The sequence below is a fragment of the Streptomyces sp. NBC_00252 genome, from assembly GCF_036187565.1.
Classification (GTDB): Bacteria; Actinomycetota; Actinomycetes; order Streptomycetales; family Streptomycetaceae; genus Streptomyces.
In genome coordinates this window covers 1,885,842-1,909,662 of record NZ_CP108087.1, presented here as the reverse complement: position 1 = coordinate 1,909,662, position 23,821 = coordinate 1,885,842, and the positions used below count along the sequence as shown (strand labels likewise).

Here is a 23,821-nt window from a genome sequence, read left to right as displayed (position 1 = left end):
CTTCTTTCTGGCGATCGGATCAACCGCGCGCGGCGGCAAGGGATTCCCTGGCCGCAGCGGCGACGTTCTCGGCGGTGAAGCCGAACTCGGCGAACAGGGTCTTGGCATCGGCGGAGGCGCCGAAGTGTTCGAGGGAGACGATGCGTCCTGCGTCACCCACGAACCGGTACCACGTGAGACCGATCCCGGCCTCGACCGCAACGCGGGCCTTCACGGACGGCGGAAGAACACGGTCGCGGTACTCGCGCGGCTGCTCCTCGAACCACTCCACGGACGGCATCGACACCACGCGGGTACCCACGCCCTCGGCTTCCAGCTGCTCCCGCGCCTCGACGGCGAGGTGCACCTCGGAACCGGTCGCGATCAGCACAACGTCCGGGGTCTCGGTGGAGGAGTCCTTGAGGACGTAACCGCCGCGTGCCGCATCGGAGTTCGGCGCGTAGGTCGGCACACCCTGACGGGTCAGCGCGAAGCCGTGCGGGGCGGGCTTCGTGGCGTGCCGCTTGAGGATCTCGGCCCAGGCGATCGCCGTCTCGTTGGCGTCGGCGGGGCGCACGATGTTCAGGCCCGGGATGGCGCGCAGCGAGGCGAGGTGCTCGACCGGCTGGTGGGTGGGGCCGTCCTCGCCGAGACCGATCGAGTCGTGCGTCCAGACGTAGGTCACCGGGAGCTGCATCAGTGCGGAGAGGCGCACGGCGTTGCGCATGTAGTCGGAGAACACCAGGAAGGTGCCGCCGTAGACACGGGTGTTGCCGTGCAGGGCGATCCCGTTCATCTCGGCCGCCATCGAGTGCTCGCGAATACCGAAGTGGATCGTACGGCCGTACGGGTCGGCCTCCGGCAGCGGGTTGCCCTTCGGGAGGAAGGACGACGTCTTGTCGATGGTGGTGTTGTTCGAGCCGGCCAGGTCGGCGGAACCGCCCCACAGCTCGGGCAGGACCGCGCCGAGTGACTGGAGGACCTTGCCGGAGGCGGCGCGGGTCGCGACGGAGGAGCCCTCCTCGAAGACCGGCAGGGACTGCTCCCAGCCCTCGGGGAGCTGACCGGCGACGATCCGGTCGAAGAGCTTCGCGCGCTCGGGCTGGGCGCCGCGCCACTTGTCGATCCGCTTGTCCCAGGCGGAGTGCGCCTCGGCGCCCCGGTCCAGGGCCTTGCGGCTGTGCGCGATGACCTCGTCGGCGACCTCGAAGGACTGCTCCGGGTCGAAGCCGAGGACGCGCTTGGTGGCGGCGATCTCGTCGGCGCCGAGCGCGGAGCCGTGCGCTGCCTCGGTGTTCTGGGCGTTCGGGGCGGGCCAGGCGATGATCGTGCGCATCGCGATGATCGAGGGGCGCTCGGTCTCGGCCTGCGCCGTCCTGAGCGCCGTGTACAGCGCGTGGGGGTCGATGTCGCCGTCGGCGGCGGGCTCGATGCGCTGGGTGTGCCAGCCGTAGGCCTCGTAGCGCTTGAGGACGTCCTCGGAGAAGGCGGTCGCGGTGTCGCCCTCGATGGAGATGTGGTTGTCGTCGTAGACGAAGACGAGGTTGCCGAGCTTCTGGTGGCCGGCGAGCGAGGAGGCCTCGGCGGAGATGCCCTCCTCCAGGTCGCCGTCGGAGACGATCGCCCAGATGGTGTGGTCGAAGGGCGACTCGCCCTCGGGGGCCTCGGGGTCGAAGAGGCCGCGCTCGTAGCGGGCGGCCATGGCCATGCCCACCGCGTTCGCGACACCCTGGCCGAGCGGGCCCGTCGTGGTCTCCACACCGGCCGTGTGCCCGTACTCGGGGTGACCAGGCGTCTTCGACCCGTGCGTCCGGAACGCCTTCAGGTCGTCCAGCTCCAGCTCGTACCCGGCGAGGTACAGCTGCGTGTACAGCGTCAGCGAGGTGTGGCCGGGGGAGAGGACGAAGCGGTCACGGCCGGTCCACTCGGGATCCGCGGGGTCGTGACGCATCACCTTCTGAAAGATCGTGTACGCGGCAGGAGCCAGTGCCATCGCCGTGCCCGGGTGCCCGTTGCCGACCTTCTGGACCGCGTCAGCGGCCAGGACACGGGCGGTGTCGACGGCGCGACGGTCGAGGTCGGTCCACTCGAAGCTGTCAGGTGTGTGCGCGTTCATCTTCAAGAAGTCCTCGGTAAGAGCGGCAGAACTGCTCGGACGCCTTCAAATCTAAAAGTCTGACTTTTACGGGGGAAGGTGCCGGTGTGCCAGCCTGTGGTGAAAGTGGGACACCGGGATGAGCGTCGAGGCGGCACGAGAAGGACATGACGGACAGAACTATCCAAGACGTCGGCGGTGACGGCGACGTGATCAGAACGTTTCCCTTCCCCGTCGACCTGAGTGTCTGCGGCGTCGGCATGCAGGTCGGCCCGATGGGCACCGGCCGCACCTGGCACGCCGACGCACCCCTGCACCGCGTCCACCGCATCGACTTCCATGTGGTGATGCTCTTCTCCGGCGGCCCGGTCCGCCACATGATCGACTTCGCCGAGTACGAGGCGACCGCCGGCGACGTCCTGTGGATCCGCCCCGGCCAGGTCCACCGCTTCTCCCCGACCAGCGAGTACCGCGGCACCGTCCTGACCATGCAGCCCGGCTTCCTCCCGCGCGCCACGGTCGAGGCGACCGGCCTCTACCGCTACGACCTCCCCCCGCTCCTGCACCCCGACGAGCCCCGCCTCGCCGCGCTGCGCGCCTCCCTGGACCAGCTCCAGCGCGAGTACGAGGACACCGAGACCCTCCCGCTCAGCCTGCACACCTCGGTCCTACGGCACTCCCTGACGGCCTTCCTGCTCCGGCTCGCGCATCTCGCCGCCAGCTCCGCCGAGGACGCCGCCCGCCAGGCCGACACGACGTTCACCCTCTTCCGCAACGCCGTGGAGAAGGGCTTCGCCACCAACCACAGCGTCAGCGCCTACGCCGACGCCCTCGGCTACTCCCGCCGCACCCTGGTCCGCGCGGTCCGCGCCGCGACCGGCGAGACCCCGAAGGGCTTCATCGACAAGCGGGTCGTCCTGGAGGCGAAACGGCTGTTGGCCCACACGGACCTGCCGATCGGCCGGGTGGGCGCGGCAGTCGGCTTCCCCGACGCGGCCAACTTCTCCAAGTTCTTCCAGCAGCACACGGATGTGACTCCCGCGGGGTTCCGGGCGGAGTTGCGCTGACGGTGTGCCGACGGATGGGGGAGGGGGACGTATGGGTGAGTCTGGTCCGCGTCGACCGAGGCGCTCGGCCCAACGCGCGTGTCGCCGGCGGGTGGTTGACGGGGCCGGGGTTGCACCGGGCCGCTCCGGCGGAGACGCTCGTCCGTCTCCTCCATGCCGACGAGGCGCATGTCCTGTACCGCACGGATCTTCCGGCCGGTGTTCCGGACGCGGCCGTCGCTCATCCGTCGAGACGTGTCCGGGGGATGGCGGCCGAGAGCGGGAATCTCTCGCGCGACCAGTGGGACAGGCTGCTGGCCCACCGCCGGGCGGGCCCTTCGTGAGGTGCCGGCCGAGATGGCGGAGGACCAGATCGACAGCCGACACCGTCCCCCGCGTCGGCGTGGACCGGGCGCCGTCCCCCGAGTCCCGCCCGCCCGGCACGCCGGCCGAGATCGCCGCCATGGCCGACACCGTCCCCGATATCGAGGCGAGTCACCGCAGTTACGCCCTGTGGTGGATCGCGGCCCTGCACGACGACCCGGCCGCCATGCGGCAACTCGCCTAGTCCGAAAAGCTGTTGATCCGCCGCAGCGTGGCCCGCGCCGTGCACCTTCCCCCGGACGTCGTGCAGTTGCCGGCCCACGACGAGGACCGCGTCGTACGGCTCTTCCTCGCCGAGTCCTGCGACGACGCCCCCGCCGACCTGCTCCTCGACGTGTGGACCTGGTGGCCCGGCAGCCTCTCGTTCCCCGGCCGCCCCCGCAACCACCCCAACTTCCCCCGCGACGGCCTGCTGCGCCTCGCGGACGACCCGGAGCCGCGCCTGCGGCTTCTCGCGCTCGACGATCCCGCGTCGGACGCCGACCTCGTCGAGCGGTTCAGCCGCGATCCCGACAGTGAGGTGCGAGGGCGGGCGGCGGAGGACCCGCGGCTGTCCCCCGAGGCCGCGGTCGGGCCGGCCCAGGACCCCGCCGGGCGGCCGTGATGCATTGCATATCGCTCTCACGGGCAAGGGGCCCCACGCACCGGCGTGAAGCCCCTCGTTCCCGTGGGGGGGGGGCGGGTCAGTGACCGAAGTCGAACCAGTTGACGTTCACGAAGTCCGCCGGCTGGCCGCTGCTGAAGGTGAGGTAGACGTCATGGGTGCCGGTGACCGAGCTGATGTTGGCCGGGACCGTTCGCCATGACTGCCAGCCCCCGGTGCCGGCCAGCGCGAAGCTGCCGACCGGGGTCGCGGTGGGGCTGTCGAGGCGCACCTGCACCAGACCGCTGATCCCGCTCGCGGCGCCGCTCGCGACCCGGGCGTTGAACTGGGTGGCCGCCGTGGAGCCGAAGGTGACGCCCTTGTAGAGCGCCCAGTCGCCGTTGGCTATCGACCCGATGTCCTGGCCGCCGCCCGTGTCCGTGGTGGTCTCCGCGATCGTGCCTGCCTGGCTGTCGTAGGACTCGGCCTGGATCGCGCTGTACGCGTCCCGGTTGCCGGTCGGCGGGGGTGTGGTGCCGCCCCCACCGCCCGTGGAGGAGAGCACCTGGACGTAGTCCACCGTCATCGGGTGGTTCGGGTCGGTGGCGCTGGTGGGGCCGCCGCCGAACGCGTCCGGGAAGCCGCCGCCCATCGCCACGTTCAGGATGATGAAGAAACCGTGGTTCGTCGCGTTGGCCCACGTCGTCGCGTCGACCTGACTCGAGTTCACCGTCTCGAAGTTGACGCCGTCGAGGTAGTAGCGGATCTGCTCGGGACTGGTGGACCGGTCCCATTCCATCGCGTACGTGTGGAAACCCGCCTGGCACGTCGTGCCCGTGCACGCGGTCGAACCGCCGATGCCCGTCGTCTCGTTGCACGGACCGCCCGGGCTGGTGCCGCAGTGCACCGTGGACCAGTCGGTGTTGAGACCCTGGACGTTCTCCATGATGTCCAACTCGCCCACGCCGGGCCAGTTCTGATAGTTGCCCCGGTACGGCGCCCCCAGCATCCAGAACGCGGGCCAGTAGCCGAGCGCCGACGAGCCGGTGACGTTGGGGAGTTGGATACGGGCCTGGACCCGCAGCTTGCCCCCGGCCGGCGGCTGGAAGTCGGTGCGGTTGGTCTCGATACGGCCCGAGGTCCAGTGGCCGGACGCGTCCCGGCGCGGGGTGATCAGCAGGTTGCCGTTGCCGTCGAGCGCCACGTTGTTGGTGGAGGAGGTCATCGTCTCGACCTCGCCCGTGCCCCAGTTGGCCGCGCCGCCCGGGTACGAAGTCCCGGTGTCGTACTGCCAGTTGGCGGTCGACACACCGGTGCCCGCGGCGCCGTTGAAGTCGTCGAGGAACACCTGCGTCCAGCCCGAGGGCGGGGTGGGCGCGGAGGCGTTCGCGGGCAGCGTGAAGGCCGTGGCGGTGGCGGCGGCCAGACCGAGGGTGCTGAGGACGGCGATCAGGACACGCCGTAAGGGACGGGGTCTGCGCTGCCTGCCGGAGGTGTCACTCATGGGTGCCTCTCGGATACGGAGTGGGGTGCGAGTGCGATTGCCCGCGCCTGTCTGAGAGCGCTCTCAGGCAGTGGGTGCGCGGTCAATGTGCTCTCAGCCACTCCGGACGTCAAGAGGTGAAGCCGGGAAAGTCCTTTCGGCGGGCCGGGGTTCAGGGGGTGAATGCGGTGAAAGAGGAGGTTTCCGGTCCGCCTGCCGGGCTGACGGCCCTAGACCGCGCTCCCCGCCTTCCACTCCGCCCACGACAGGTTCCAGCCGTTGAGGCCGTTGTCCGCGGCCACCGTCTTCTCGCCGGAGTTCTTCACGATGACGACATCGCCGAGCATCGAGCTGTCGTAGAACTTGTAGCCCGCCACCGACGTGTCGTTCGCGCCCTTCGCGTCGTGCAGGCCGACGCAGCCGTGGCTGGTGTTCTCGTTGCCGAACACCGATGTGGACGCCCAGTAGTTGCCGTGCACGAAGGTGCCGGAGGTGGTGAGGCGCTGGGCGTGCGGGACGTCGTCGATGTCGTACTCGTCGCCGAGGCCGACCGTCGAGGACTCCATGCGGGTCTGCTTGAACCGCTCGCTGATCACCATGATCCCGGACCAGGTGGTGTGCTGGGCGTTGCCGCCGCTCACCGGGTAGGTCGCCAGCGTCGTGCCGTCGCGCTTGACGACCATCTCCTTGCTGGACAGGTCCACCGTGCTGATCTGCTCGCGGCCGATGTCGAAGGTGACGTCCTTGGACTGGACGCCGTAGACGCCGTCCTGGCCCTCGACATCCTTCAGGCGGAGGCTGAGCGTGATCTTCGTGCCGGCCGCCCAGTAGGTCTCGGGCCGGAAGTCGAGCCGGGTGTCGCTGAACCAGTGGCCGACGATCTCGACGGCGGGCTCGGCGGTGACGGTGATCGCCTTCTGGACGGCGGACCGGTCCTTGACCGCGTGCGTGAAGTTGATCGAGACGGGCATGCCGACGCCGGAGGTGGAGTTCGCCTCGGGGGTGAAGTAGCCGACGAAGGTCTCGCCGGGGGATTTCGTGGTGAAGGTCAGCGTCTTCGCGGCGGCGCCCTGTGCCTGCGCGGCGACCGTGTACTTCGTGCCCGAGTACGGGTTCTTCGCGGACGTCCACTTCGTCCTGGCGTCGTTGAAGGTCCCGGCCAGCGTGGAACCGTCGTTGCCGGTCACCTTCACCGCGGCGAGCGTGCCGTCGGCCACCGTCACCGTGACCGGGGCCGTGAAATCTGCCTTCTTCGTGCCGTCGGCGGGCGTGACCGTGACGGTCGGCGCCTTCGCGGCCTTCACGGACGCGGTCACCGACGAACCGCCGGACGGCGAACCCTCCGCGGCCCCCGCCGAACTGCTGCAACCGGTCAGGACGGCGGCCGGCACCACCCCGAGCACGGTGAGGACCCCACGACGGGACCACCTCTCCGACTGCTTCTCGGACCGGTTGGATATGTGCGACACGCCCACGGCAGGCCTTCCTCCGCATGTCGCGCACACCCCCTGGCCGTACGCGACGAGATCACCAGTGCCGTTGCATCCTGCGTCACTTCCCTGGGTTGAATCTTTGAATCCCAGGGGCTGCATCTGAGATTCCTGTGAAGAGAGCCTGAAAGAAGGCCTGAAACCACGGTTGCCGGTCGCTTCCCGAGTGTGAACAGAGTATGAAGGCGCCGACCGGTGCCCTGAGTATCCGGTGAGATCCCCGTCCCGCCATGGCTTCCCCACCCGACCGGTCGGAATAGTGAGAAAGGACCTGAAGGCGGAGTTCCGTTTCGGCGACTCCGCGGCAGACCACGCCGGAGGTATTCGTGACCGAAGTCCGCAAGCGGCCCACCGTGGCGATCGTCGGAGCGGGCGCGGCAGGCACCCTGACCGCCGTCCAGCTCTGCGAGACCGCCACCCGCCGCCGGACCCCCCTCGACCTGGTGCTGGTCGACCCGGCCCCGGAAGCCGGCCGCGGCACGGCCTACGCCACCCCCGATCCACGCCACCGGCTCAACGTCCCCGCGGGCGGCATGAGTTGCTACCCGGACGACCCCGGCCACTTCACCCGCTGGCTGTGCCGCCACGGTGAACCCACCGTCAGGGGCGCCGACTTCGCCACCCGCTACCGCTACGGCGCCTATCTCGCCGACACCCTCGCCCAAGCCGTCGTCCGCTCCCACGGCATGGTCGCCGTACGCCGGCTGCGCACCCGCGCCGAGAGCTGTACCGGCACCCCCCGAGGCCCGGTGGAACTCCACCTCGCCGACGGGGGACTCCTCACCGCCGACAGCGCCGTTCTCGCCACCGGCCCCGCCGCCCCTGCGGCCGCCTGGGCCCCGCCCGCGCTGCGCATATCGCCCCGCTTCATCAACTCGCCCTGGAAACCCGGTGTGTTGGAGTCCGTACGCGAGGACACCACCGACGTCCTCCTCGTCGGCACCGGCCTCACCGCCATGGACCTCGCGCTCACCCTGGACCGTCCCGAGCGCACGATCCACGCCGTCTCCCGCAGCGGACTCCTGCCCCAGCCCCACGCGTTGGGCCCGGCCGGCGCGATGGAGGCGCCGAGCTGGCCCCGCGACCTGACCCTGAGCGGACTGCGCCGGACCGTCTACCGGCACATCAGCCGCTCCGTCCGCACCCACGGCGACTGGCGCCCCGCCCTGGACAGCCTCCGCCCGCACACCGCACGCCTGTGGCACAGCCTCACCCCCGAGGAACGCGGCGAGTTCCTCGGGGACGAGGGCGCCCTCTGGAACACCCACCGCCACCGCATGGCCCCCACCACCGCCGAGTCCCTCACCCGCGCCCGCACCGCCCGCCGCCTCCAGGTCCACACGGGCACGATCACCGACGTGGTCGATTTCGGCGACCAGTTGGTGGTCACGCTCTCCAACGGCCGTACGGTGCGCGCCGGTTGGGTGATCGACTGCACCGGACCGGGACAACGGCTCGAAGACCCGCTGTGGCGAAGCCTGTTCGAGTCAGGTACGGCCGTGCCCGGACCGCTCGGCATGGGGGCCGCCACCCGCGACGGACGCCTCCTCGACGCCCAAGGCCGGTGCGTACGACCGCTGTTCACGCTCGGCGCCCCCCGGCGCGGCGAACTCTGGGAGACCACCGCGATCCCCGAGATCCGAGTCCAGGCCGCCGCCCTCGCCCGGCAGTTGCTCGCCCCACCGGCCCGCCGCGCCCGCCGCAGGCCCGTCGACGGACTCGGACTCCCGCTGTCCACCCACGCCGAGGCCGCCACCGCCTACCGCAACGGACTCGACCGGGTCCTCAAAGTACGCGCGGGAGCCGAGGACGCCTTCGCCCGCGCGGTCGCCCTCGACCCCGGATTCGCCCTGGGACACGCCGCGTTGGCCCTCCTCGGCCACGAGTGCGGAGCCGCCGTCGACGTCCCCCGGGCACTCGCCGACGCCCAGCGCAGCGCACACGAACGCGCCGACGAACGCGAGCGGTCCTTCGTCGACGTGATCACCCGGCGGGTCCAGTCCACCGACGGGGACCGCGCGCTGATCCGCCATCTCGACACCCACCCCGCCGACGCGCTGGCCCTCGCCACCGCCGTCCCCACCATCGCCTTCTCCGGCGTCATCGACCTGTACGACGACTACGCCCTACGGCTCGTCGAGCGCACGTCCCCGGCCTACGACGGACACTGGTTCCACACCTCGCTGCTCGCGTTCCTCCGCCAGGAGCAGGGCCGGCTGCACGAGGCGGGCGAACTCGCCCACCGCGCCCTGGCGGTGGAGCCCGCCTCCGGCCATGCCGTGCACGCGCTGGCCCACGTCCACTACGAGTCCGGCGCCCACGAGGCGGGCCGCGACTGGCTCGACCGCTGGGTCTCCGGACAGGGCCGGGGTGCCGTGCACCGGGCCCACTTCTCCTGGCACATCGCCCTGCACGAACTGGCGTTGGACGACCCGGCCGCCGTACGCAGGCGCTGGTTCGCCCAGTTGGCGCCGGGGCGGGTGACCGGGGTGCGGGCGCTGGTCGACTCGGGGTCCCTGCTGTGGCGGGCCCGGCTCAGTGGCAACTGGCAGGGGGAGCTGCCGACTTCGGACGTCCTGGACTCGGTGACGTGCGAGGTGCTGGAGCGACCCGCGACGGCGTTCACGGCCCTGCACGCGGCGGTGGCCCTGACGGCGGCCGGAGACCTCCCTGCCCTTCGCCGTCTGCGCGACCACGCGGCGGGCGCCGACCCGGTGCAGCGCGAGGTCATCGCCCCGCTCTGCGACGCCTTCACCGCCCTCGCCGAACAGCGCTTCCACGAAGCCGCCCACGGCCTCGACGCGTTGCTTCCGGTGCTCCGCAAGGTGGGCGGCAGCGCGGCCCAACGCGAGGTCGTGGAGGAGACGTTGCTGTACGCGCTGGTGTCGGCGGGGCGGTGCGACGCGGCACGACGGCTGCTGGACGCGAGGCTGGACCGCAAGCCGGCACCGCGGGACCGGCGGATGCTGGCGGGACTGCCCGGGTGAGATGAGCGGGGGACGCGGGAAGACCGAGGGATGCCTCCAGGCCTCCCTCGGGACCTGCACCGGGGTGGGACGTGCCGTGGTGGACTACGGTTTACGACGGCCGGACCTGGGCCTTCGGTCCACGACGGCCAGAGCTGGGCCTTCGGTCTACGACGGCCGGACCCGGGCCGAGGCCGAAGCCGTCACGGCTCAGGCCGCCATCCGAGGGCCCGCGATATCCCGCGCGCCGCGAGCCGCACCGCCGGGACCAACGCCGGTACCTGCGCGTCCACTTGAGGCACGACCACCGACACCGCGGCGACCACCGCACCGCCAGGACCACGCACCGGCGCGGCCACCGACAACGCGTCGTCGGTGATCTGACGGCTGCTCACCGCGACGCCGGTGTGCCGTACTTCGGCCAGCACCCGGCGCAGCCGTACCGGATCGGTGATCGTGTACGGCGTGAAGGACGCCAACGGGCTTGCGCAGTAGGCCTCTTGGCCGTCCGAGTCGTCGTGGGCCAGCAGGGCGAGGCCCACTCCGGTGGCGTGCAGGGGCCAGCGGGAGCCGACCCGGATGTGCACGCCGACCGCCGAACGGCCCGAGATCCACTCGGTGTAGACGACCTCCGCACCGTCCCGCACCGCCAACTGCACGTTCTCGTGCGTCGCTTCGTACAGGTCCTCCAGGTACGGCAGGGCCACCTGGCGCAGGGCGAGGCCGCGCGGTGCGAGCGCCGCGATCTCCCACAGCCGTAGACCCACGTGGTACGTGCCCGACGTGTCCCGTTCCAGGGCGCCCCATTCGGTGAGGGCGCCCGCGAGCCGGTGGGTGGTCGTCAGGGTGAGGCCGGCGCGGCGGCTGATGTCGGAGAGGGACAGGGCCGTGTGCGTGTGGTCGAAGGCGGCGAGCACCGCGAGCAGCCGGTCGGGCGCGGAACGCGTGACGGGGGCCGTCGACCGGGGGATCCGCGAGGGCCGCGTGGTGGGCATGGCCGGGCCTCCGTCCGGGGTCAGGCGAGTCCGTCCTCGGCGACCCGTTGCAGCAGGGTGTGCAGGGTCGCGCGCTCGGTCGCGTCGAGCGGGCCCAGCAGTTCGTTCGTGACGCGCAGGCCCGCCTCGTCCGTGTCGCGGAGGAAGCCGCGGCCGTCCGCCGTCAGGACCACGATGCGGCTGCGCCGGTCGTCGGGGGAAGGGCGGCGCTCGGCGAATCCCAGTTTCTCCAGGTCGTCCACCAGGCCGACGATCGCGCTCGGGTCGTAGCCGAGGCGGGTGCTCAGTTCGCGCTGGAGGGCGCCCTCGGACGTGGCCAGGAAGCGGAGCAGCGCGTAGTGGCGCAGGCGCAGGCCCGACTCCTGGAGGAACGTGTTGAAGAGCTGACCGGAGCGCAGGCCCAGCCGGTACATGAGGTAGCCCGTGTCCGCGTGCAGCCCGCGCATCCACGGCTCGTGCGCGTCGATCGGCGGGTTCGCGGCGTGCGGCTGACGGGCGATGGCGGGCTCCCTGGGTCGAGGCCCCGGGCGGGGCGTGCGGTGGTTCGGGGCCAGTCTGGCCTACCTGGTCCATCGGTAACAACTATTGACGTCAACAATTATTGCTCTTAGCTTCGATCTCGTAGCCGCATCTCGTCTTGTGAAGGGACCGCTCGTGCCCAGCATCGATCTGACCGGCAAGGTCGCCGTCGTCACCGGCAGTGGCCGGGGCCTCGGCCTCGCCTACGCGCACGCCCTGGCCGCCCACGGCGCGTCCGTGGTCGTCAACGACATCGACGAGACGGTGGCCGAGCAGGCCGTGAAGTCGATCACCGAGGCGGGCGGCACCGCCGTCGCCGAGGTGGTCCCGGTCGGCACGACGGAGGCCGCCGAACGCCTCGTGAACAGGGCCGTCGAGGAGTTCGGGCGGCTCGACATCCTGGTCACCAACGCGGGCATCCTGCGCGACAGGGTGCTGTGGAAGATGACCGACGACGACTTCGACGCGGTGATCACCACCCATCTCAAGGGCACCTTCACCTGCGCCCGCGCCGCCGCCGTACGGATGCGCGAGCAGGGCGAGGGCGGCAGCCTGATCCTGGTCGGCTCGCCGGCGGGCCAGCGCGGCAACTTCGGTCAGACGAACTACGCGGCGGCCAAGGCGGGCATCGCCGCGATGGCCCGCACCTGGTCGATGGAGCTGGGCCGCGCGGGCATCACCGTCAACGCGATCGTGCCGGTCGCCGCGACCGCGATGACCGAGACGATCCCCGCGTTCGCGCCCTACGTGGAGGCGATGAAGAACGGCGAGCCCCTCCCCGACGTCCTCCGCAAGGGCGAGGGCTTCGGCACCCCCGAGGACTGCGCGGCACTCGTCCCGTTCCTCGCCTCCGAGGCCGCGCGCGGGATCACCGGTCAGGCCATCGGCATCGGCGGCGACAAGGTGGCACTCTGGTCCCACCCGCAGGAGATCAGCGCGGCCTACGCCGACGGCGGCTGGACCCCCGACACCCTGGCCGACGCCTTCCCCACCTCGGTCGGCGCCGAACTCCAGTCGGTCGGCATCCCCGCACCGAAGCTCCCGGAGGCGTGATGACACCCCCGATGGACCTCGACGGACTCGTCGCGATCGACGTCCACACCCATGCGGAGGTGTCCTCCAAGGGCCACTCCTCCCTGGACGACGACCTGCACGACGCCTCCTCCGCCTACTTCAAGGTCGAGGGCAAGCGGAAACCGACCCTGGAGGAGACCGCCGCGTACTACCGCGAGCGGAAGATGGCCGCCGTCATCTTCACGGTCGACGCCGAGTCCGCGACCGGCACCGAACCCGTCCCGAACGAAGAGGTCGCCGAAGCGGCCGCCGCCAACGCCGACGTCCTCATCCCCTTCGCCTCCATCGACCCCTTCCGCGGCAAGGCGGGCGTACGCCAGGCCCGCCGCCTGGTCGAGGAGTACGGGGTGAAGGGCTTCAAGTTCCACCCCAGCATCCAGGGCTTCTTCCCCAACGACCGTGCGGTGGCCTACGAGTTGTACGAGGTCATCCAGGAGACGGGCACCATCGCCCTCTTCCACACGGGCCAGACGGGCATCGGCGCGGGCGTCCCGGGCGGCGGCGGCATCCGTCTCAAGTACTCCAACCCCCTGCACGTGGACGACGTCGCCGCCGACTTCCCGCACCTCAAGATCATTCTGGCGCACCCGTCCTTCCCCTGGCAGGACGAGGCCCTCGCCGTCGCCACCCACAAACCGGGCGTCCACATCGACCTCTCCGGCTGGTCCCCGAAGTACTTCCCGCCGCAGCTCGTGCAGTACGCCAACACCCTCCTCAAGGACAAGGTCCTCTTCGGCTCCGACTACCCCGTCCTCACCCCGGACCGCTGGCTCGCCGACTTCGAGAAGCTGCCCATCAAGGACGAGGTCAGGCCGAAGATCCTCAAGGAGAACGCCGCCCGCCTGCTCGGTCTGACGTAAGGGACACCGGATGCGCAACGAGGGACTGGGGTCTTGGCCCGCCCGCCGGGCCCGCAAGACCCCGCGTCGTACGGCACTGGTGTACGGCGGATCGTCGACGGACGACGGCGGTCCGCCGACAGTCCGCGGCAGTACGTCGACCGACTACGGCACATTGCATACCAGAACCACCCGCCTCGCCCACGCCCTCCGCACCCGGGGCCTCCGCCGCGGCGACCGCATCGCCTACCTCGGCCCGAACCACCCCGCCTACCTGGAGACCCTGTTCGCGGCCGGCATCCTCGGCGCGGTCTTCGTCCCCCTCAACACCCGCCTCGCGGGCCCCGAGATCGCCCACCAGCTCACCGACTCCGGCGCCAGGATCCTCGTCTACGGCCCCACGCACGCCGGGCTCGTCGCGGGACTGCCGGGCAGCACCGACGTCCGCGTCTACCTCGAAGTCGGCCCGGAGTACGAGGAGTTGGTCGCCGCCGCGTCGGACGAGCCGATCGACGAACCCGTCACCGCCGACGACACCTGCATCATCATGTACACCTCGGGCACGACCGGCCGCCCCAAGGGCGCCATGCTCACCCACGGCAACCTGGCCTGGAACGCGATCAACGTCCTCGTCGACACCGACCTGATCGCCGACGAACGCGCCCTGGTCTCCGCCCCGTTGTTCCACACGGCCGGCCTCAACATGCTCACCCTGCCGGTGCTGCTCAAGGGCGGCAGCTGCGTCCTGGTCGAGGCCTTCGACCCGGCCGCCACCTTCGACCTCGTCGAACGGCACCGGATCACCTTCATGTTCGGGGTCCCGACGATGTTCGACCAACTCGCCCGGCACCCCCGCTGGGCCGACGCCGACCTCTCCTCGCTGCGCATCCTCACCTGCGGCGGCTCCCCGGTCCCGTCCCCGCTCATCGCCGCCTACCAGGAGCGCGGGCTGACCTTCCTCCAGGGCTACGGCATGACGGAGGCCGCGCCCGGCACCCTGTTCCTGGACGCCGAACACGCGGTCGGCAAGGCGGGTTCGGCGGGCGTGCCGCACTTCTTCAGCGACGTACGGGTCGTCCGGCCCGACCTCACCCCCGCCGACGTCGGAGAGACCGGCGAGATCGTGGTGCGCGGGCCCCATGTCATGCCCGGCTACTGGGGGTTGCCCGAGGAGACGGCCGCGGTCTTCGCCGACGGCTGGTTCCGCAGCGGGGACGCGGCACGCACCGACGAGGACGGCTACGTGTACATCGTCGACCGTATGAAGGACATGATCATCTCCGGTGGGGAGAACATCTACCCCGCCGAGATCGAGGACCTGCTGCTGGCCCACCCCGGCATCGTGGAGTGCGCGGTGATCGGGGTCGCGGACGACAAGTGGGGCGAGGTGCCGCGCGCGGTCGTCGTCCCGCGCGAGGGCGTCTCGCTCGACCCCGACGAGGTGCTCGCGTCGCTGGCGGGCCGGCTCGCCAAGTACAAGATCCCCAAGTCGATGGTGGTCGCGGACGAACTCCCGCGCACCGCCTCCGGAAAACTCCTCAAGTCCCGGGTGCGCAAGCGCTTCGGCGACCGCCGACTCCCGTAAGGAACAGGCTACTCATGAGCATCACCGTCAACGGCCTCGACGAACTCAAGAAGCTCGCAGGCAGCGACCTCGGCACCAGCGAGTGGATCGAGGTCACCCAGGAGCGGATCGACACCTTCGCCGACGCGACGGGCGACCACCAGTGGATCCACGTCGACCCGGAGAGGGCAGCGGCCGGACCGTTCGGCGCGCCCATCGCGCACGGCTATCTGACCCTGTCCCTCTTCATCCCGCTCTTCACCGAACTGCTGGACGTCGAGGGCGTCTCCACGAAGGTCAACTACGGCCTGAACAAGGTCCGTTTCCCCGCACCGGTGAAGGCCGGCTCACGAATCCGGCTCGTCGCGAAGCTCGCGTCCGTCGAGGACGTGCCGGGCGGGGTGCAGATCGCCGTCGAGGGCACGATGGAGATCGACGGCGGGCCGAAGCCCGCCGCCGTCCTGCAGAGCCTCTCGCGGTTCTACGCCTGACCGGCGGCCACGGTCGACTGTCCACCGTCGTGCGTATACCGCCGACCGCCTACTGCTGCTTGTACGAGTACACGCTCGTCGACACCTGGCACACGCCCGGCTGGACGACCTCGGCCCGCAGCGTGCCGCTGTTCACGTCGTAGTCGATGCCCTCGGCCTCGAACGTGCCGGTGCAGATGCTGCGTTGGGGCAGCGCGAACAGGCTGGTGACCGTGCCGGTGATCGGCCGGCCGTCCAGCTTGTGCGGCAGGTCGACCTGGAGGAGCGGGCGGATCTCGGGGAACTTGCTCCCCGACGCGTCGTCCGAGACGCACACCAGGCGGGTGTCCGTCACGAAGTCGCAGCCCTGGATGTCGTTCACCGTCCTGTCCAGGGTGATCTGCCCGGCCTGCGGCAGCGCCCCGCCCGTCTTCGGGGTGGACGCGTTGAGCAGGGGAGTGGGGAAGACCTGGAGTCTGGACTGGTCGCCCCACTCGCCCGACACCATCCACTGCGTGTCCGGCGAGATCGCGTCGAAGGAGTTGTTGATCTTCTCGCCCGGGTCGAGCGTGTGGACGTACGTGTAGCGCGTCCCGGACGGCGTGGTGACCGCGAACATCTTGGACGTGCCGGTGTCGGCGCCCTGGTAGGCGTCGAAGACGTAGCCGTTCGCGATGTCCGGGTCACCGATGTGGTTCCAGCCCTGGATGCGCAGATCCAGCGGGATGGACGCCAGCCCGCGGTACAGCAGCGAGCCGTCCGCCTGGCTGGCGACGCCCTCACCGCCGCCGAGACTGCCGGTGTAGGCCGTGCCGGTCTCCGCCCAGGTGGTGGAGGCGGCTGCGGAGGAGGTGCTCACGCCGAGCGTGAGAGCACCCAATAAGGCGGCGAGGACAGTCAGTTGACGCTTCATCAGATACCTGCCAGGTCGACGAAGATGGGGTTGGAATAGAACCATGTGTCGGCCCACGGGTCACCGTTGCCGGGCTCGTGGGGGATCGGGCCGTGCGGGTCCACCGAGGCGCCGAGGTAGCCCGCACCGTGTCGCCTGCCGTCGCTGCCGCGCAGCCGGAGATAGAAGGACTCGTCCCCTGCGGTCACCGGGACGCGCAGCGTGTACGTCCCCTTGCGGCCGCCGACGTCCGCCGTGCGGACGACCTTCGTGTCCGGCGCCCGCCACACGTCCCGGTCGGACACCGCGCCGTGCACCGCGCCCCGGATCACGTCCACGTGCGCCAACTCGGGCAGGACTCCCTGGGCGTTGGGCCGCGAGGCGGTCGTCACGGTGATGTTCAGGGTGAGCCGGTCGCCCTTGCGGACCCGCAGTCGGCCGCCCAGGGTGACGCCCCGACCGTGGTCGCAGTCCCGCTTCAGGCGGACGTCGAGCCCGTCCAGCAGGTGCCCGTGGTCGACCCAGACCCGGCCCGCGCGCAGGCCCGCCATGACCTCGCGGTAGCCGTAGCGGGTCACGCCCACGTGGGTGCGGCTGAACTCGCCGGGCCAGAAGTCGCTGCCGGGCTGCGGGGAGTCGGTCCGCACCGGGTCGGGGAGCTTGCCGGTGTTGTCGAAGTTCTGCCCGTCGGGCCAGGCGCCGTTGGCCCAGGTGTCGTAGACCGTACGGTGGTTGTCGGAGTTGGTGGTGATCGAGAAGAGCCGCCCCTCGGCCAGCATCGAGTCCCACAGCCCGCCGACGGTCGCCGTCGCCCAGTCGAATCCGCCGTACGTCACATACGCGTCCGCCGGATATCCCGACCAGGACTGCGCCGAGGGCTTGTTCTCGTACTCGCCGCGGATCGACGTCGCACCGCGCCAGCCGGGCAGGGCCGCGCCCTGGGCGCCGGGTGCGCCCTCCATGCCGATCATGATCTCCGGGGCCGCGTCCCGCCAGGCGCGCATCTCGTGCGGGGAGTCGATACCCAGGCGCAGCGGGTGGTTGGCGAGGACGAGGACGTCGTCGACGTAGCCCGAACGGCGCTGCTCCGCCAGCCACTTGACGGCCTTCACCGCGTGGGCCTCGTTGCGGGCGGTGTCCGCGTCGGCGACGCCGCCCTTGTCGTAGCCCAACAGCTTGCCGTCGTAGGCGAGTTCGAACCGGGTGAGCAGATCCACTTCGTGCCGGCCCGGCGCGGCGAAGACCGTGCAGTGCTCGGCGGCCGGGATGTACCACTCCAGGCCCTGGAAGATCAGCTGACGGGGGTTCGCGGCCCGCGCCTTCAGGATCTCCGCGTGCTCCAACTCGGCGCCGTAGGAGGCGTGTCCGAAGTTGGAGTGCTCGTTGAAGACCATCCAGTCGAGGCCGTACCTCGCGGCGGCCCGCGCCTGCTGGGAGAACGTGTACTTCGCGTCGTGGCTGTACACGGAGTGCACGTGGTGGTCGCCGACGAGGTACGCGAGGCGCGGGTCGTTGCCGCCGTAGCCCCGGCCTGCCGCCGCCGCGGGGGTGGCGAGCGGGCCCGCGCCGAGGGTGAACGCGGCACCGAACAGGCCCGCGCGGCACAGGAGTTGGCGTCGGGAGACACCCTGCGCGTCGAGGTCGGCGGGGGAGACGGACGGATCGGCCCAGGTGGGCAGCTGCTGCTCGGTCATGATGTTCGGGAGTCCTCTGGAGGGCTGTCAGTGGGTCATGAAGGAGGTCACGGGCAGCGCCCGGGAGACGATCCGGACGTCACCGAGGCGGCCGTGCAGGATCTGGTCGATCCTGTCCGCGTACTCGTAGCCGCCGAGCAGCCACGGCTGTCCGGAGGACGCGATGCCGATCGCGGGGGCGTGCGGGTTGCGGGCCACCGGGCAGCCCTGGACGTACATCGTGGTGTGCCGTCCGTCGTTGACGACGGCGAGGTGCCACCAGATCTCGGGGTCGGTCTCGTCACCCCAGTTGGTCGCCAACTGCTGCTGGTTCAGGGGATGTACCGCCCACTGCGGGCCCGGCCCGTCGGAGAGGGAGAGGGTGGCGAGCGGCTCGTCGGGGTCGTCCGTCACCGTGCCGACCGAGCCGTTGCGGCCGGTCCGGCTGACGAGACCGGCCCAGGCGTTGTGCGAGGCGTTCCAGTCGGCGGGCAGCCAGTAGAACGCCTCGATGGTGTAACCGTCCTTGAACGTCGCCGAGTTGAGCGGCGCACCGTCGACGGTCCGCAGGTAGGCGCCCTTCAGCGGGGACTTGTAGCCCGTGAACTCCAGGCTTCCGTGGCCCGGTTGGTCCGGGTGGTGGTCGGCGGACCAGCCGAGGGTGCCGCCGTTCACGGAGACCACGGTGAGGTCGTTGCCGCGGCCGGACAGGTCACGGACGGTGCCGGAGACGGGAGACTCGAAGCGCCAGTAGGCGGCCGTGCCCGGGATCAGCATCTTCGACGCGGGGCGTGCCGAGCGGACCGGCACCGGGTCGAAGCCGGCGAAGCGGTCCGCGAAGTCGATGCCGACGGAGAACCGGTCGGTGTCGCCGCTGAGTTCGATCTCCTGGCGCTCCAGCTCGTTGAGGCCCTTCGCCGCCCGGCCGAGGATCCACGGCGACACCGTCTCCACGTCGATGACGTCGCGGTCCAGGTCGAAGTGGTAGAGACGGATCATCGCCGCGCCGCCGAAGTAGCGGTTCTGATAGTTCGTCAGGTGAAGGTGGACGTCATGGCCCGCCGTGTTCTTACGAGTTGCCCGGCGAGCCGGCCAGTAGTGGCCGTTCAGGGTCAGGAAGATCTGGTCGTGGTCGGTGATCAGCTGGTCCCACAGCTGCTGCCCGTAGTCCGACAACGTGTCGTCGTCCACGACCAGTTCGTGTGTGGTGAGGATGACCGGCGTCTTCGGGTGCCGCGCGATGACGTCCTTCGCCCACGCGTAGCCCTTCGCCGACAGCCGCCAGTCGAGCGCCAGCACGAGCCACTCCCGTCCGGCGGCCTTGAACACGTGGTACGTGTTGTAGCCGTCCGAAGAGGCGCCGCCGAACGTGGACTTGTTCTTGAAGCGCGGCGGGCCGAACGTGTCCAGGTACGGCGACGAGCCGCGCTGGTCGTCCGTCGACGAGCTGATGTCGTGGTTCCCGGCCAGCACGCTGTAGCCGACGCCCCGCCGGTCCAGCAGCCCGAACGCCTCCCCGATCGCGGCGAATTCGGGCTTCGCGCCGTTCTGTGTCAGGTCGCCCAGGTGGGACAGGAACACGATGTTCTCGTCCTTGCCGTGCTCCAGGAGATAGCGCAGCGAGGCCTCGATCGGCGCCTTGTCGATGCTCGGCCCGTCGAAGAGGTACTGGGTGTCCGGCATCACCGCGAGCGTGAAGCGGCGACTGGCGGTGTCGGGCCGCCAACTCGCCTTTCCGGCCGCCGAGATGGGGGCCGCCTCGGCGACACCCGGCAGCGCGACACCGGCCGCGGCGGCGGCACCGAGCAGCGCCGTCGCCCGCAGGAAACCGCGCCGCCCTGCGCCGGCCTGGGCCGCCTCGCACCGCTCGGCCTCGTACTCGTTCTCATGCGAAGTGCACACGGGTGCTCCGTACCGGGTAAGTGCTCGTGAAAGCTGGGGAGTTGCAAGCGGGGGAGGTGGAAGCCGGGGCTTCAGAGAACGCGCAGGGTCCAGCTCCAGCGATGGACACCCGGTGCGACGAGATACCCCGCCGACGTGTCGGGGCCGCACGACGCCGTGCCCAACCCCCGGTGCGCCGCGTCGAGTTGCACCACGCAGGACGCGCGCGGCACCAGCTCGTCGTGGTGCCGTACGGCGGTCAGGTCGTCGGCGCGATGGCGGGTCACCGAGACCTGGCGGGGCTCGTCGAGGTCGACTTCGAGACCGGTGGCGTCCGGTGCCGACAGCGTGAACCGCCGTACCCCGTGCCGGCCACCGCTCTCCTGCGGCCGCAGATACGGAGTGAACAGCGCGTCGACGGGGACCGAGTGGTGGCCCACGGGCGCGCCCGTGCTGCGGTCGGGGTACGACTCCCAGGGACCCCGGCCGAACCACTCCAGCAGATCGAGCCCCGGCACCGTCTCGAACACGGTGCCGACCCGGGCCACGTCGTCGAACTCGTCGGGCAGTGCGGCCGATTCCTCGATCCGGACCCCGCCCTCCACCGGCGTGAACACCTGACAGTGCCGGACCACACCCGTGGCACCGGCGTACTCGGCGACCGTCGTCACCCGCTCGCCGTCACGCCGTACCGAAACGACCTTGCGGACCAGGGAGTCGAGCCCCCACCTCCGCCAGCGCGCGGCCATGCCGCCCAACTCGTCGTTGTCGGTGGGCGCCCGCCACAGGGACAGCGTCGGGGCGGCCGTCAACAACGGGTGGAGCAGCAGACCTTCCCCGTCGACCTCCACCCTGCCGCCGCCGACCACCGGTGCCGCCAGGGGTGTTGCGGCCCGCAGCCGCACCTGCGGCGCGCACACGTCCGTGCCGCGCGGTGCCCACGGCTGGTCATCGGCCGTCGTCACGCGCAGCGTCAGCCAGGCCTCGCCGCCGTCCTCCGGCAGCGCGAACGGCAGCGGCACGGCCACCGTCTCGCCCGGGCACAGCGCCGGCAGCTCGGCCGGCGCGGTCAGTGTGCGGCCGTCCGCGAGGGCCAACTCCCATGTCCCGGCGAGCCAGTCGAGGCCGCGGAAGTGCTGGTGGTTGCCGAGGACGACGCCCTCGTGCCGGAAACACTCGATACGCACCGGCGCCGCGATCTCCCGGTGCTCGAACATCACCGGCTTGGGGGTGCGGTCGGGGAACACCACGCCGTCCGCGATGAACGCGCCGTCGTGGATCGCCTCGCCGAAGTCACCGCCGTACGCCCAGCGTTGACCGGGCGCGGCGACACCATTGTCGTACAGCCCGGCGCCCGCGCGGCCGGTGGGTCTTCCGTCGCTCACACGCTGCAGGATTCCGTGGTCCCAGAACTCCCAGATGAAGCCGCCCTGAAGACCCGGGGTTGACTCGATGGCAGCCCAGTGGTCCGCGAGGGTTCCGTTGCTGTTGCCCATCGCGTGCGAGTACTCGCACTGGATCAACGGCTTGGTCTGCTCACCGGACAGCGCGTGCGCGACACAGTCCTCCAGCGGCGCGTACATCGGGCACGCGATGTCGGAGGCGAGGTCCGGGTCGGCCCAGCCGCGCTTGGCCGCGCCCTCGTACTGGATCGGCCTGGTGGGGTCGTGGCGCCGGACCCAGCCGGCGGCCGCGTCGTGGTTCGCGCCGTAGTCGGACTCGTTGCCGAGCGACCAGACGATCACCGAGGGGTGGTTCTTGTCGCGCAGCACCATCCGCGCCACGCGGTCCACGAACGCGTTCAGATAGCGCGGGTCGTCCGCGATCTCGTGCGCGTGGTCGTGCGACTCGATGTCCGCCTCGTCGACGACGTAGAGACCCAGCTCGTCGGCGAGGTCGTAGAGCGCCGGGTCGTCCGGGTAGTGCGCGGTGCGGATCGCGTTGAAGCCGAACCGCTTGAGCAGCACCAGGTCCGCGCGCATGTCGTCGTACGACACGGTGCGGCCGGTCAGTGGATGGAAGTCGTGCCTGTTGACGCCCCGGATGTACACGCGCTCGCCGTTGACGAGCAGGTCCCGGCCCACGATCTCCACGTCCCGGAACCCGATGCGCCGGTACGACGCGTCGGCGACCGTCCCGTCGGCGCGGTGCAGCCGGACCGTGAGGCCGTACAGCTCGGGTGTCTCGGCGTTCCAGGTGCGCACCTCGGAGACGGCGGCGCGCATGCGGGCCTCGCCGAGGAAGTCGGAGACTCGGTCGTCCTCGGTGTTGAACCGGTCGAACTCCTCGTCCTGGGTGAGGAGTTGACCGTCGAGATCGCCGGAGACGTACCACCCGCCGGGCAGCGCGCCGGCCGCGTCCCGCACCTGGCAGTCGACCCGCAGGGTGCCGTCGTAGGACGCCCGCACGGTCACGTCCGCGAGATGCAGCGGATCGGTGGCGTACAGCAGCACGGACCGTGTGATGCCGCCGTGCCACCACTGGTCCTGGTCCTCGAGGTGCGAGGCGTCCGACCACTTCACCACGGTCAGCCGTACGGTGGCCCGCCCGCCGGGGCGTACGACGTCCGTGAGGTCGAAGTCGGCGGCGAGGTGGGAGTCCTTGGAGATGCCGACGGGCCGCCCGTCCACGTGCACCAGCAGCACGCTCTCGGCGGCCCCGACCTGGAGCACGATCCGCCGCCCGGTCCAGTCGGCCGGGATGTCCACCGCACGCTCGTAGACCCCCGTCGGATTGTCGACCGGCGACAGCGGAGGGAATTGTGCATACGGCATACGGACGTTCGTGTACTGCGGACGGTCGTCCGTGTCCTGCATGGTCCATGCACCCGGCACGTACGACGACGACCAGGTCTCCGCGAGCGGCGCGTCCGGCGCGGGCAGCAGCTGGAAGCGCCAGTCGCCGTCGAGGGAGACGGCCCCCGTCCGTCGGTCGACGGCGGACATGGGCAACCGCCCCCAGGAGGTCACCTCGGGTGACTCCCAGGGGCGGAGCGCGAGCAGCGGGTCGGTCATCAGCGGATGGCTCCCTTGCCGAGGTCGCCGATGATCTGCTTGGCGCCGACCGCGAACACGATCAGCAGGGGGACGAGAGCCAGGAGCGCGCCGGTCATGACCATTCCGTAGTCGGTGGTGCCGTGGGTGCCGTTGAGCTGGGACAGGGCCACCTGGAGCGTGACGTTGTCCGGGTTGGTGAGGGCGATCAGGGGCCAGGCGTAGTCGTTCCACTGGCCCATGAAGGTGAAGATGCCGAGGAACGCGAGGCCCGGGCGGACCACCGGGAGGGCCACGTGCCAGTACTGGCGCAGGAAGTTCGCGCCGTCGATACGGGAGGCGTCGAGGAGTTCGTCGTGGATCGCGCTCTTCATGTACTGGCGCATCCAGAAGATGCCGAACGCGTTGGCCGCCGCCGGGACGATCAGCGCGGTCATCGAGCCGATCCAGCCGAGCTTCGCCATGATGACGAACTGCGGGATGGCCGCGAGCTGCGCGGGCACCATGAAGATGACCATCAGCAGCGCGAACAGCACGTTCTTGCCCGGGAACCGGAACTTGGCGAAGACGAACGCGGCGAGCGAGTCGAAGAGCAGGACCAGGAAGGTCACCGACCCCGCGACCAGCACCGAGTTGAACATCGAGCCGAAGAAGTCGATGTTGTCGAAGAGGCTGCGCAGGTTCTCCAGGAAGTGCGAGCCCGGCAGCAGCTTCGGCGGGTAGGAGAAGATCTCCGACGAGGTGTGCGTCGACATGATCACGGCCCAGTAGAACGGGAAGGCCGAGAGCAACACGCCCAGGATCAGGGAGACATGGAGACCGATGCCGCGGCTCCGGGTGCCCCGGATGCCCTTCGGTCGCCGTGTGCCGTGGAGGAATGCCATGGTGACCGACT

18 protein-coding genes are annotated in these 23,821 nt (G+C 70.6%); 8 read left to right on the top strand and 10 right to left on the bottom strand.

What is annotated here, in order from left to right:
* Positions 1 to 19: 19 nt before the first annotated feature.
* The gene (gene tkt, locus OHT77_RS08340; protein ID WP_328827427.1) at positions 20 to 2,095 is read right to left on the bottom strand and encodes a transketolase; all 2,076 of its coding nucleotides are present in this window, start codon (positions 2,093 to 2,095) and stop codon (positions 20 to 22) included.
* A 146-nt stretch (positions 2,096 to 2,241) separates the two neighbouring features.
* On the opposite strand from tkt, the gene OHT77_RS08335 reads away from it, so the two are divergent.
* The 3 genes from OHT77_RS08335 (at position 2,242) to OHT77_RS08325 (ending at position 4,108) form a co-directional block, all read left to right on the top strand.
* Positions 2,242 to 3,141 carry a helix-turn-helix domain-containing protein gene (locus OHT77_RS08335; RefSeq protein ID WP_328827426.1) on the top strand — a complete coding sequence of 300 codons (900 nt, stop codon included), beginning with the start codon at positions 2,242 to 2,244 and terminating at the stop codon, positions 3,139 to 3,141.
* Positions 3,142 to 3,523: 382 nt separating this feature from the next.
* Positions 3,524 to 3,688: a hypothetical protein gene (locus OHT77_RS08330; protein WP_328827424.1), complete on the top strand. Its 165-nt coding sequence runs from the start codon at positions 3,524 to 3,526 to the stop codon at positions 3,686 to 3,688.
* A gap of 12 nt (positions 3,689 to 3,700) precedes the next feature.
* A complete protein-coding gene (locus tag OHT77_RS08325) occupies positions 3,701 to 4,108 on the top strand; it encodes a hypothetical protein (protein WP_328827423.1) in 408 nt (135 codons plus the stop codon).
* 79 nt (positions 4,109 to 4,187) lie between these two features.
* On the opposite strand, the gene OHT77_RS08320 is transcribed toward OHT77_RS08325, so the two are convergent.
* Both OHT77_RS08320 and OHT77_RS08315 read right to left on the bottom strand, forming a co-directional pair.
* A complete protein-coding gene (locus tag OHT77_RS08320) occupies positions 4,188 to 5,591 on the bottom strand; it encodes a glycoside hydrolase family 16 protein (protein ID WP_328827422.1) in 1,404 nt (467 codons plus the stop codon).
* A 209-nt stretch (positions 5,592 to 5,800) separates the two neighbouring features.
* The gene (locus tag OHT77_RS08315; RefSeq protein WP_328827421.1) at positions 5,801 to 7,045 is read right to left on the bottom strand and encodes a L,D-transpeptidase; all 1,245 of its coding nucleotides are present in this window, start codon (positions 7,043 to 7,045) and stop codon (positions 5,801 to 5,803) included.
* A gap of 341 nt (positions 7,046 to 7,386) precedes the next feature.
* On the opposite strand from OHT77_RS08315, the gene OHT77_RS08310 reads away from it, so the two are divergent.
* Positions 7,387 to 10,047: an FAD/NAD(P)-binding protein gene (locus OHT77_RS08310; RefSeq protein ID WP_328827420.1), complete on the top strand. Its 2,661-nt coding sequence runs from the start codon at positions 7,387 to 7,389 to the stop codon at positions 10,045 to 10,047.
* A gap of 182 nt (positions 10,048 to 10,229) precedes the next feature.
* On the opposite strand, the gene OHT77_RS08305 is transcribed toward OHT77_RS08310, so the two are convergent.
* Positions 10,230 to 11,021, bottom strand: coding sequence for an IclR family transcriptional regulator (locus OHT77_RS08305; protein ID WP_328827419.1), 792 nt, complete (start codon positions 11,019 to 11,021; stop codon positions 10,230 to 10,232).
* Positions 11,022 to 11,041: 20 nt separating this feature from the next.
* The gene (locus tag OHT77_RS08300) at positions 11,042 to 11,467 is read right to left on the bottom strand and encodes a MarR family winged helix-turn-helix transcriptional regulator (protein WP_266774218.1); all 426 of its coding nucleotides are present in this window, start codon (positions 11,465 to 11,467) and stop codon (positions 11,042 to 11,044) included.
* Positions 11,468 to 11,675: 208 nt separating this feature from the next.
* Here OHT77_RS08300 and OHT77_RS08295 point away from each other — a divergent pair, with 208 nt between their 5' ends.
* From OHT77_RS08295 to OHT77_RS08280, 4 genes are read left to right on the top strand one after another with little or no spacing between them, the layout of a single operon-like run.
* Positions 11,676 to 12,593, top strand: coding sequence for an SDR family NAD(P)-dependent oxidoreductase (locus OHT77_RS08295; RefSeq protein ID WP_328827418.1), 918 nt, complete (start codon positions 11,676 to 11,678; stop codon positions 12,591 to 12,593).
* 11 nt (positions 12,594 to 12,604) lie between these two features.
* The gene (locus tag OHT77_RS08290) at positions 12,605 to 13,474 is read left to right on the top strand and encodes an amidohydrolase family protein (protein ID WP_328834187.1); all 870 of its coding nucleotides are present in this window, start codon (positions 12,605 to 12,607) and stop codon (positions 13,472 to 13,474) included.
* A gap of 10 nt (positions 13,475 to 13,484) precedes the next feature.
* On the top strand, positions 13,485 to 15,038 hold the full coding sequence (locus OHT77_RS08285) for an acyl-CoA synthetase (protein WP_328827416.1): 1,554 nt from the start codon (positions 13,485 to 13,487) through the stop codon (positions 15,036 to 15,038).
* Between the two features lie 14 nt (positions 15,039 to 15,052).
* On the top strand, positions 15,053 to 15,508 hold the full coding sequence (locus OHT77_RS08280; RefSeq protein ID WP_328827415.1) for a MaoC family dehydratase: 456 nt from the start codon (positions 15,053 to 15,055) through the stop codon (positions 15,506 to 15,508).
* 49 nt (positions 15,509 to 15,557) lie between these two features.
* On the opposite strand, the gene OHT77_RS08275 is transcribed toward OHT77_RS08280, so the two are convergent.
* The 5 genes from OHT77_RS08275 to OHT77_RS08255 all read right to left on the bottom strand — a co-directional run bounded on the left by OHT77_RS08275 (position 15,558) and on the right by OHT77_RS08255 (position 23,810).
* Positions 15,558 to 16,400: a hypothetical protein gene (locus OHT77_RS08275; RefSeq protein WP_328827413.1), complete on the bottom strand. Its 843-nt coding sequence runs from the start codon at positions 16,398 to 16,400 to the stop codon at positions 15,558 to 15,560.
* Positions 16,400 to 18,073: a histidinol-phosphatase gene (locus OHT77_RS08270; protein ID WP_328827412.1), complete on the bottom strand. Its 1,674-nt coding sequence runs from the start codon at positions 18,071 to 18,073 to the stop codon at positions 16,400 to 16,402. The genes OHT77_RS08275 and OHT77_RS08270 overlap by 1 nt, the downstream gene beginning before the upstream one ends.
* A 27-nt stretch (positions 18,074 to 18,100) precedes the next feature.
* On the bottom strand, positions 18,101 to 19,954 hold the full coding sequence (locus OHT77_RS08265; protein ID WP_328827411.1) for a LamG-like jellyroll fold domain-containing protein: 1,854 nt from the start codon (positions 19,952 to 19,954) through the stop codon (positions 18,101 to 18,103).
* Positions 19,955 to 20,025: 71 nt separating this feature from the next.
* Positions 20,026 to 22,947, bottom strand: coding sequence for a glycoside hydrolase family 2 TIM barrel-domain containing protein (locus OHT77_RS08260; protein WP_328827409.1), 2,922 nt, complete (start codon positions 22,945 to 22,947; stop codon positions 20,026 to 20,028).
* Positions 22,947 to 23,810 carry a carbohydrate ABC transporter permease gene (locus OHT77_RS08255; protein WP_328827408.1) on the bottom strand — a complete coding sequence of 288 codons (864 nt, stop codon included), beginning with the start codon at positions 23,808 to 23,810 and terminating at the stop codon, positions 22,947 to 22,949. Before OHT77_RS08255 ends, OHT77_RS08260 begins: the two co-directional genes overlap by 1 nt.
* Positions 23,811 to 23,821 lie beyond the last annotated feature (11 nt).